The organism is Micromonospora sp. D75, assembly GCF_018070405.1.
Taxonomy (GTDB): domain Bacteria; phylum Actinomycetota; class Actinomycetes; order Mycobacteriales; family Micromonosporaceae; genus Micromonospora; species Micromonospora chalcea.
Window position 1 is genome coordinate 1 of record NZ_JAGPXV010000206.1, and the last position, 8,859, is coordinate 8,859.

9 protein-coding genes and 2 pseudogenes are annotated in these 8,859 nt (G+C 72.5%); 9 read left to right on the forward strand and 2 right to left on the reverse strand.

The annotated features are described in order from the left end of the window. Positions 1–83: 83 nt before the first annotated feature. Genes KBX39_RS14665 through surE form a run of 3 tightly spaced genes read left to right on the forward strand, consistent with a single transcriptional unit; the run spans position 84 to position 2,100 of the window. A complete protein-coding gene (locus tag KBX39_RS14665) occupies positions 84–296 on the forward strand; it encodes a hypothetical protein (protein ID WP_210871059.1) in 213 nt (70 codons plus the stop codon). Between the two features lie 42 nt (positions 297–338). Further along, positions 339–1,280: a 1-phosphofructokinase family hexose kinase gene (locus KBX39_RS14670; RefSeq protein WP_247660207.1), complete on the forward strand. Its 942-nt coding sequence runs from the start codon at positions 339–341 to the stop codon at positions 1,278–1,280. Next, positions 1,270–2,100: a 5'/3'-nucleotidase SurE gene (gene surE, locus KBX39_RS14675; protein ID WP_140946120.1), complete on the forward strand. Its 831-nt coding sequence runs from the start codon at positions 1,270–1,272 to the stop codon at positions 2,098–2,100. The genes KBX39_RS14670 and surE overlap by 11 nt, the downstream gene beginning before the upstream one ends. A gap of 75 nt (positions 2,101–2,175) precedes the next feature. Here the strand turns inward: surE and rpsA are convergent. After that, a pseudogene (gene rpsA / locus KBX39_RS14680) lies at positions 2,176–3,561 on the reverse strand (30S ribosomal protein S1); the annotation flags it as partial. Between the two features lie 312 nt (positions 3,562–3,873). On the opposite strand from rpsA, the gene KBX39_RS14685 reads away from it, so the two are divergent. The 6 genes and pseudogenes from KBX39_RS14685 to KBX39_RS14710 form a co-directional block, all read left to right on the forward strand. Beyond that, complete coding sequence (locus KBX39_RS14685; RefSeq protein ID WP_113972497.1) at positions 3,874–4,677, forward strand: class I SAM-dependent methyltransferase; 804 nt, start codon at positions 3,874–3,876, stop codon at positions 4,675–4,677. A 107-nt stretch (positions 4,678–4,784) separates the two neighbouring features. Beyond that, positions 4,785–5,336 (forward strand): Uma2 family endonuclease, encoded by a 552-nt coding sequence (locus KBX39_RS14690; protein ID WP_210871066.1) that lies wholly within the window; start codon positions 4,785–4,787, stop codon positions 5,334–5,336. Between the two features lie 41 nt (positions 5,337–5,377). After that, entirely contained in the window at positions 5,378–5,596 is a 219-nt protein-coding gene (locus KBX39_RS14695; RefSeq protein ID WP_043329581.1) for a DUF2945 domain-containing protein, read from the forward strand. Beyond that, on the forward strand, positions 5,583–5,930 hold the full coding sequence (locus tag KBX39_RS14700) for a DUF3140 domain-containing protein (RefSeq protein ID WP_043329580.1): 348 nt from the start codon (positions 5,583–5,585) through the stop codon (positions 5,928–5,930). Before KBX39_RS14695 ends, KBX39_RS14700 begins: the two co-directional genes overlap by 14 nt. 41 nt (positions 5,931–5,971) lie before the next feature. Continuing rightward, entirely contained in the window at positions 5,972–6,838 is an 867-nt protein-coding gene (locus KBX39_RS14705; protein ID WP_210871060.1) for a CPBP family intramembrane glutamic endopeptidase, read from the forward strand. Positions 6,839–6,878: 40 nt separating this feature from the next. Then, positions 6,879–7,103 (forward strand): annotated as a pseudogene (locus tag KBX39_RS14710) (SDR family NAD(P)-dependent oxidoreductase); the annotation flags it as partial. A 64-nt stretch (positions 7,104–7,167) separates the two neighbouring features. Here KBX39_RS14710 and polA read toward each other — a convergent pair. Beyond that, on the reverse strand, positions 7,168–8,859 hold a 1,692-nt coding region (polA, locus tag KBX39_RS14715), incomplete at its 5' end, for a DNA polymerase I (protein ID WP_210871062.1).

Below are 8,859 nucleotides of genomic sequence, written 5' to 3' on the forward strand. Positions count from 1 at the left end.
GACCCCCTGGGCGGGCGCCCCCCCGACGGGTTTCCGGCACGGGCCTCCCCGCCGGGGAGGCCACCGCCGGGAGGTAGGCATCAATGGATACGCGCATCCGCCAACTGCACCGCTGGCTCTCCATCGCCTTCACCGTGACCGTCGTGATCACCTTCGTGGCGCTGGCGCAGAAGGACCCGATCGTGTGGGTCTCCTACGTGCCGCTGCTCCCGCTCGCCCTGCTCCTGATCAGCGGCCTCTACCTGTTCGCGCTGCCGTACCTGCGGCGCCGCCGCGCCGCCGCGCGCCCGCGCTGACCTGGGGGATTACCGGGGCCGGTCAGCGGGCAACACTGGCGGATGGACCAGAAGGTGATGGTGTTCGCCCCGGCCCCGCTGTTGACGGTGACGATCGAGCAGCAGGGCGAAGCGACCGAGCTGCATCTGCACCCGGGCGGGCAGGGCGTGTGGCAGAGCCGGATGATCGCCGCGCTCGGCGTGCCGGTGACCATGTGCGTGGGCCTCGGCGGCGAGGTCGGCGACGCGGTCCGCAAGCTGCTCGACGACGAGGACGTCACGGTACGGATGGTGCGGCGCGAGTCCGGCACCGGCTGGTATGTGCACGACCGGCGGGACGGCGAGCGGACCGAGATCGCCGAGAACCCGGGCGTGCCGATGGTGCGGCACGACATCGACGAGCTGTACACGGTGACGCTCACCGAAGGGCTGCGTGCCCCGGTGAGCGTGCTCAGCGGACCGGCCGACCCGGGTGTGGTGGACCCGGACATCTACCGGCGGCTCGCCGCCGACCTGAGCGCCAACGGCGGAACCGTGGTGGCCGACCTGTCCGGGCCGTACCTGGAGGCGGTGCTCGACGGCGGGGTGAGTGTGCTGAAGGTCAGCCACGAGGAACTGCTCGACGACGGCCTGGCCAAGGACGACAGCGTGGAGGCGCTGCGCGACGCCGGCCGGCGCTGCCAGGATCGGGGCGCGCGGACGGTGCTGATCAGCCGGGCCGGGGAGCCCGCGCTGGCGCTGCCGGAGGACGGCGAGGCGCTGCTGGTGCACGCCCCGCCGCTGGAGCCGGCCGACCACCGGGGCGCCGGTGACTCGATGACCGCCGGGGTGGCGGCGGTGCTGGCCCGGGGCGGCGACATGCGGGAGGCGCTGCACGTCGGGGCCGCCGCGGGCGCGCTGAACGTGACCCGGCACGGGCTGGGCACCGGCCGGGCCGAGGCGGTACGGGAACTGGCCGGCCGGGTGCGGCTGACCCCGCTGGACGGTGGCGACGATGACGGCTGACCGGCCACCCCGGGTGCTGGTGACGAACGACGACGGCGTGCACGCCCCCGGCATCCGCGCGCTGGCCCGGGCCGCGTACGAACGTGGGTTGGACGTGGTGGTCGCCGCGCCGCAGCACGAGGCGAGCGGGATGAGCGCGGCGCTGTCCGCGGTGACCGAGGACGGGCGGCTGGTGTTCGGCGAGACCGAGCTGGACGGCCTGCCCGACGTGCCCGCGTACGCGGTGGCGGCCTCACCCGCGTACATCGCGGTGCTGGCCGGGCTCGGCGTGTTCGGGCCGGTGCCGGACCTGCTGCTGTCCGGCATCAACCGGGGCGCCAACGCCGGCCACGCGGTCCTGCACTCCGGCACCGTCGGCGCGGCTCTGACCGCGGGCAACAACGGCATCCGCGCGCTGGCCGTGTCGCTCGACGTGCTCACCCCGGCGGCGGCGAGCGCGGGCAGCGGTGGCGCGGCGATAGCGGTGCTGGACAGCGTGGACGACGAGTCCCGCCACTGGGCGACCGCCGCCGAGCTGGCCGCGACGCTGCTGCCCTGGCTGGCCGAGGCGGACCCGGGCACGGTGCTCAACCTCAACGTGCCCGACCTGCCGGCCGATCAGGTGGCCGGGCTGCGGCAGGCGACACTCGCGCCGTTCGGTCAGGTGCAGGTGTCGGTCGCCGAGCGTGGCGAGGGGTTCGTGCGTACGGCGGTGGAGGAGAACGCGGTCCGCGCGGTCCCCGGCACCGACATCGCCTGGCTGGCCGACGGGTACGCCGCCGTCACCGCGATCCGGGCGCTCGGGCACCTGCCCGACGTCGAACTGCCGGTCGACCGGTGAGGGACGGCTCCGCCCCGCCACCTCGTGCGGGCGGCGGGGCGGAGAGCGTCACTCGCCGGCGGCGCGCCGCCGGTCGGCCTCGGCGTCGGCGGCGCGGGAGGTCTGCACCTGCTTGGTGTGGGCCTCCCAGCGCTGACGTGCCTCGGCGTACTGCTGCTCCCAGGTCTCGCGCTGCTTGTCGTAGCCCTCGAGCCACTCGCCCGTCTCCGGGTCGAAGCCCTCCGGGTAGATGTAGTTGCCCTGCTCGTCGTAGGTCGCGGCCATGCCGTAGAGGGTCGGGTCGAAGTGCTCCTCGCCCTCGACGAAGCCCTCGTTGGCCTGCTTGAGCGACAGCGAGATCCGGCGGCGCTCCAGGTCGATGTCGATGACCTTGACCATGACCTCGGAGCCGACCTGCACGACCTGCTCCGGGATCTCCACGTGGCGCTCGGCCAGCTCGGAGATGTGGACCAGGCCCTCGATGCCGTCGTCCACCCGGACGAACGCGCCGAACGGCACCAGCTTGGTGACCTTACCCGGCACGATCTGCTGGATCGCGTGGGTGCGGGCGAACTGACGCCACGGGTCCTCCTGCGTCGCCTTCAGCGACAGCGAGACCCGCTCGCGGTCCAGGTCGACGTCCAGGACCTCGACCTCGACCTCCTGGCCCACCTCGACGACCTCGGACGGGTGGTCGATGTGCTTCCAGGACAGCTCGGAGACGTGCACGAGGCCGTCCACGCCGCCCAGGTCGACGAACGCGCCGAAGTTGACGATCGAGGAGACGACGCCCTTGCGGACCTGCCCCTTCTGCAGCTTGTTGAGGAACTCGGTGCGCACCTCGGACTGCGTCTGCTCCAGCCAGGCACGGCGGGACAGGACCACGTTGTTGCGGTTCTTGTCCAGCTCGATGATCTTGGCTTCGAGCTCGCGGCCGACGTACGGCTGCAGGTCACGCACACGCCGCATCTCGACGAGCGACGCGGGCAGGAAGCCGCGCAGGCCGATGTCGAGGATGAGACCACCCTTGACGACCTCGATGACCGAACCGCGGACGACGCCGTCCTCGTCCTTGATCTTCTCGATCGTGCCCCAGGCCCGCTCGTACTGCGCCCGCTTCTTGGAGAGGATCAGCCGACCCTCCTTGTCCTCCTTCTGGAGGACGAGGGCCTCGATGTGGTCGCCCACCGAAACGACCTCGGCCGGGTCCACGTCGTGCTTGATCGACAACTCCCGAGAGGGGATGACACCCTCGGTCTTGTAGCCGATGTCGAGCAGGACCTCGTCCCGATCGACCTTGACGACGGTGCCTTCGACAATGTCGCCGTCGTTGAAGTACTTGATGGTCTCGTCGATCGCGGCGAGGAAAGCTTCCTCAGAGCCGAGGTCGTCGTGGGTGACCTTGTTGGCGCTCGAGGTGGCCTCGATGCTGCTCGTCATGTGGGCGGTTGCTCCGGTCGGATGGGTTGTCACAGCGGGCATGGGTGTCGCGGTGACTCTGCCGCGCCAACGGATCCGTCGCCGGGCACACCGAACGATCGACGCGAGAAGATCATTAGTGGCTCCGGTGACCGCGCACCTGCTCCCTGCCGAGGCACACGATCCGCGAGCGCATCGTCTAGCCTACCCGCTGCATTACCACAGCGTGCAAGCCCTCCCGGGTCCGCGCGAACTCATCCGCTGCGAAAGCGGAGATTTTGCGCGGTAAGGGGCCACAGCTGTCTCGTCCGTCACACCCGTCCCAACCGCCACCCCACCCGACCGGCCGGACGCCGCCGGACCTAGCGTGGACGGGTGGACGACGACAGGGTGACCCGCCGACGGGTCGACGCCGGTGAGATCCGCCGGGCCAACCGCGGCTGGTGGGACACCGACGCCGACGCGTACCAGGCCGAGCACGGCGCGTTCCTCGGTGACGCCGACTTCGTCTGGTGCCCGGAGGGCCTGCGCGAGGCCGACGCGCGGCTGCTCGGCGACGTGGCCGGCCGGCGGATCCTCGAACTCGGCGCCGGGGCGGCCGCCGCCGCCCGCTGGCTCGCCGCCCAGGGCGCCCGGCCGGTCGCGCTGGACCTGTCCGCCGGCATGTTGCGGCACGCCGCCGAGGCCGCCGAACGCACCGGGGTACGCGTGCCGCTGGTGCAGGCCGACGCGCTCGCCCTGCCGTTCGCCGACGCCGCGTTCGACACGGTCTGCACCGCGTTCGGCGCGATCCCGTTCGTGGACGACTCGGCGGCGGCGATGCGCGAGGTGGCCCGGGTGCTGCGCCCCGGCGGCCGGTGGGTCTTCTCGGTCACCCACCCGATGCGCTGGATCTTCCTGGACGACCCGGGCGAGGGCGGACTGACCGCCGTGCACTCGTACTTCGACCGCTCCCCCTACGTCGAGCAGGACGAGCACGGCGTGGCCACGTACGTCGAGCAGCACCGCACCCTGGGCGACCGGATCCGGGAGCTGGTCGGCGCCGGGTTCCGGCTGCTGGACCTGGTGGAGCCGGAGTGGCCGGCCGGGCACGAGGGCATCTGGGGGCAGTGGAGCCCGTTGCGCGGCCGGCTGTTCCCCGGCACCGCGATCTTCGTCGCCGAGAAGCCCACGGGCTGAGCGCGTCGCACGTCCGGTGCGACACGAGCTCCGGCACCCGGCGGTACGCTCGCCGCATGAGCGCCGAGCCCATCCCGACATCACCTGGCCCCTGGTGTCCGGACCCGATGCGGCAGCAGCGTGCGGACTACACGCTGGAGGATCTGCTCACCCTGCCGGACGACGCCCCCCGCGTCGAACTCGTCGACGGAGTCTTCCAGGTGACACCCTCCCCCACCCTGGGCCACCAGACAATCTCCAGCCTGCTGTGGCTCTGGCTTCGATCGCACGCACCGGCTCACCTGCGGGCGTCCCAAGCCGTCGGAGTCGGGCTCAGCCCCAACACCAGCCGGCAACCGGACGTCCTGCTCCACCACGCCGGGCTGCCGAGCGACAGGTCCCTCCTGCGACCGGCGGACGTCGTCCTGGCCGTCGAGATCGTCTCCCCCGGCACCCGGCGCGTCGACCGGTTCGCCAAGCCGGGCGAGTACGCCGCCGCGGGGATCCCCTTCTACTGGCGGATCGAGCAGGATCCGGTGCACCTCTACGCGTACCGCCTCGGTGACCGGATCGGCCCGGGCGGCGAGCGGCAGTACGAGCTGGTGGACGACGGCAGCGAGGTGATCGAGCTGTCCGAGCCCTTCGCGATCAAGCTGCCGATCGCGGAGATCCGGCCCTGACGACGCCGTTACTCGGTAGCCACTCCGGGTAACCGGGCGGCATGGCCGAGAAGGAGTTCCACGCCGGGGACCACGTCTCCTGGGCCAGCCACAGCGGCCGGGCGTACGGGGTGGTCAAGGAGAAGCTGACCGAGCGCACCCACGTCCGCGGGCACACCGTGAACGCCTCGCCGGAGCAGCCGCAGTACCGGATCACCAACGACGACTCGGGCCGCGACGTCGCCCACCGCCCGGAGGTGCTGCGCCATGAGTCGCGCTGAGGACCCGCAGCAGACGTACCGGGAGTTCACCGACGCGGTGAACATGAAGCCGGGTGAGCTGTCCCGCTGGCTGGAGACCGAGGAGTCCAAGCACGTCGGCTGGCACAAGAAGGGCACCGCCGGCGGCGAGTCGGTCGGGCACGACTCCGGCCGGCGCATCGTCGACCTGCTGCGCCGCAAACGCGCCGACCTGACCGCCGCCGACTACAAGCACATGCGCAAGGTGATCGGGTACGTCCACCGCCACCTCGCCCAGCGGCCGTCCGGGGACGTGCGGGACACCAGGTGGCGCTGGTCGCTGATGAACTGGGGGCACGACCCGCTCAAGGGCTGAGCCGCCCGGGTCGTTCGCCGCGCGTTGGTACCGTGCCGGCGATGACGACAGACGTCCCGACCGCCGGCCGTCATCCCCGCGCCGGACGGGTGGTCCTCCTGGCGGGCCTCGGCCTGATCGCCGTCGCGGCAGTCTTCCTGGTGGCAACCGGCAACACCGGCGTCAGGTACAGCGCCGACCACGACGGCACCGTGCCGATGTGGAGCCGCTGGATCCCGGCGCTGGCCGGGATCGCGCTGATCCGGCTGATCCCGCCCGCGCCCGACCCGAGGTGGCCGGACCCGGTCGCGCCGTACCGCGAGGCGGTGCCGCTGCTGCTGGCCGGGATCGCGTTCGCCGCCGTCATGCCGCTGCTGGGCGGCGAACCCGCGTACACGGTGTTGAAGCTCGCGCTGCTGCTCGGCGTACCCCTCGTGGTGTTCCTGGCCGCGCGCCGCCGGCCGCCACGGTGGTCGCCGGGCCCGGCCCCGGCGGACGCCGCCCACCGGTGGGGTCCGGCGCTGCCGGTGGCGGTGTGGCTGGCGCTCAGCTACGCGACGCCGCTGGCCGTGCCGGCGAGCGACTGGGGGCGGACCGTCGGGCCGGTCGAGCTGGTCGTGACGCTGCTGGTGGCCTTCGCGGTGAACGCGCTGCTGGAGGAGGTCTTCTACCGGCGGTGGCTGCAGACCCGGTGGGAGTCGCTGCTGGGACGCTGGCCGGCGATCGTGCTCGCGTCGCTGGTGTGGGCGGTCTGGCACGTGGCCATCCAGGGCAGCGGCCGTCCCGCCGTCGACCTGGCGTCGGTGATCGTGAACCAGGGGGTCGCCGGGCTGTTCCTCGGCTACCTGTGGTCGCGGTACCGCCGCATGTGGCCGCTGCTCGTGGTGCACGGCGCGGTAAACGCGATGCCCGTCCTGCTCGGCCTCTGACTTGACCCTGCCGCAGGCGGCAGGGTCGGACGATGCCGGCATGGAACGCCGCACACCACGGGCCGCCGTGGTCACCGGTGCGGGCACCGGCATCGGCCGGGCCACCGCACACGCCCTCGCCACCGCCGGGTACGCCGTCGTCGCCGTCGGCCGGCGCGCCGCGCCGCTGTCGGAGACCGCCGCCGGCCGGCCGGACATCACGCCACTGACCGCCGACGTCACCGCGCCCGACGGGCCCGGCCGGATCGTCAGCGCCGCGCTCGACCGGTACGGCCACCGTCGCCTCCTGGGCGGGCGGGTGGTGGCGCGGGTGGGACGGCGGCGGGGTGTCAGTGGTCGGCGCTGTTCCAGTCGCGGCCCTCGCCCACCGACACCTCCAGCGGCACCGACAGCGGGTACGCCTCGCCCATCTGCTTGCGCACCAGCGCCTCCAACGCCTCCCGCTCGCCCGGCGCGACCTCGAAGACCAGCTCGTCGTGCACCTGCAGCAGCATCCGCGAGCGCAGGCCGGCCTCGCGCAGCGCGCTGTCGACGTGCAGCATCGCGACCTTGATGATGTCGGCCGCCGAACCCTGGATCGGGGCGTTGAGCGCCATCCGCTCGGCCATCTCCCGGCGCTGCCGGTTGTCGCTGACCAGGTCGGGCAGGTAGCGGCGGCGGCCCAGGATGGTGGAGGTGTAACCGTCCTGGCGGGCGCGGGCCACCACCTCCTGGAGGTAGTCACGCACCCCGCCGAACCCGGCGAAGTAGTTCTCCATCAGCCCGCGCGCCTCCTCGGCGCTGATGCCGAGCTGCTGGGACAGGCCGAACGCGCTGAGCCCGTACGCCAGGCCGTAGTTCATCGCCTTGATCTTGCGGCGCTGGTCGGCGGTGACGTCCGCGACCTCGACGGTGAAGACCGAGGACGCGGTGGCCGCGTGGAAGTCGTGCCCGGAGTTGAACGCCTCGATCAGCGCGTCGTCGGAGGACAGATGCGCCATGATCCGCATCTCGATCTGGCTGTAGTCGGCGGTGAGCAGGCACTCGTAGCCCTCACCGACGACGAACGCGCGGCGGATCCGCCGCCCCTCCTCGGTGCGGATCGGGATGTTCTGCAGGTTCGGCTCGGTGGACGACAGCCGCCCCGTCGCCGCCACCGTCTGGTTGAACGTGGTGTGGATCCGGCCGTCATCGGAGACGGACTTGAGCAGGCCGTCGACAGTCGACTTGAGCTTCGCCACGTCGCGGTGGCGCAGCAGGTGGTGCAGCAGGTGGTGCTCGGTCTGGGCGTAGAGCCACTGGAGCGCGTCCGCGTCGGTGGTGTAGCCGGTCTTGATCCGCTTGGTCTTGGGCAGGCCCAGCTCGGTGAAGAGGATCTCCTGCAACTGCTTCGGCGACCCGAGGTTGAACTCGCGGCCGACCACCTCGTACGCGCTCTGGGCGGCGGCCTTCACCTCGGCGGCGAAGTGCGCCTCCAGCTCGGAGAGGTAGTCGGTGTCGGCGGCGATGCCGGTGCGCTCCATCGCGGCGAGCACCCGCATCAGCGGCAGCTCGACGCCGGCCATCAGCCGGGCCGACTGCTCGCCGTCGCGGGACAGCTCGGCGTCGATCGCGTCGGCCAGGTCGAGCGTGGCGCGGGCCTGGAGCATGAGGTTCTGCTCGGCCGCGCCCTCGTCGCCGAACCCGTCGAGCGTGAGCTGACCGGTCTCCGGAGCGTCGACGCGCAGCTCCCGGTGCAGGTAGCGCAGCGCCAGGTCGGTCAGGTCGTACGAGCGCTGGTCGGGGCGGGCCAGGTAGGCGGCGATCTGGGTGTCGCGGGCGATGCCCTCCAGCTCCCAGCCGTGCGCGGCGAACGCCAGCACCGCCGGCTTGCTGTCGTGCAGCACCTTCGGGCGCTCGGCGTCGGCCAGCCAGCCGGCCAGCGCGGCCACGTCGCCGGCGTCCAGCCGGCTCGGGTCGAACCAGGCGCCCGCGCCGGCGGCGGTGGCCAGCGCCATCCCGGTCACGGTGGCGGTGTGGCGGCGGTTCGGGCCGGTGTCGAG

What these genes read in the sequence shown, in the direction of transcription:
- KBX39_RS14665 (WP_210871059.1), top strand. Translation starts at nt 84, where the DNA reads ATGGATACGCGCATCCGCCAACTGCACCGCTGGCTCTCCATCGCCTTC.
- KBX39_RS14695 (WP_043329581.1), top strand. Translation starts at nt 5,378, where the DNA reads ATGGCCGAGAAGGAGTTCCACGCCGGGGACCACGTCTCCTGGGCCAGC.
- surE (WP_140946120.1), top strand. Translation starts at nt 1,270, where the DNA reads ATGACGGCTGACCGGCCACCCCGGGTGCTGGTGACGAACGACGACGGC.
- KBX39_RS14705 (WP_210871060.1), top strand. Translation starts at nt 5,972, where the DNA reads ATGACGACAGACGTCCCGACCGCCGGCCGTCATCCCCGCGCCGGACGG.
- KBX39_RS14690 (WP_210871066.1), top strand. Translation starts at nt 4,785, where the DNA reads ATGCGGCAGCAGCGTGCGGACTACACGCTGGAGGATCTGCTCACCCTG.
- KBX39_RS14670 (WP_247660207.1), top strand. Translation starts at nt 339, where the DNA reads ATGGACCAGAAGGTGATGGTGTTCGCCCCGGCCCCGCTGTTGACGGTG.
- KBX39_RS14700 (WP_043329580.1), top strand. Translation starts at nt 5,583, where the DNA reads ATGAGTCGCGCTGAGGACCCGCAGCAGACGTACCGGGAGTTCACCGAC.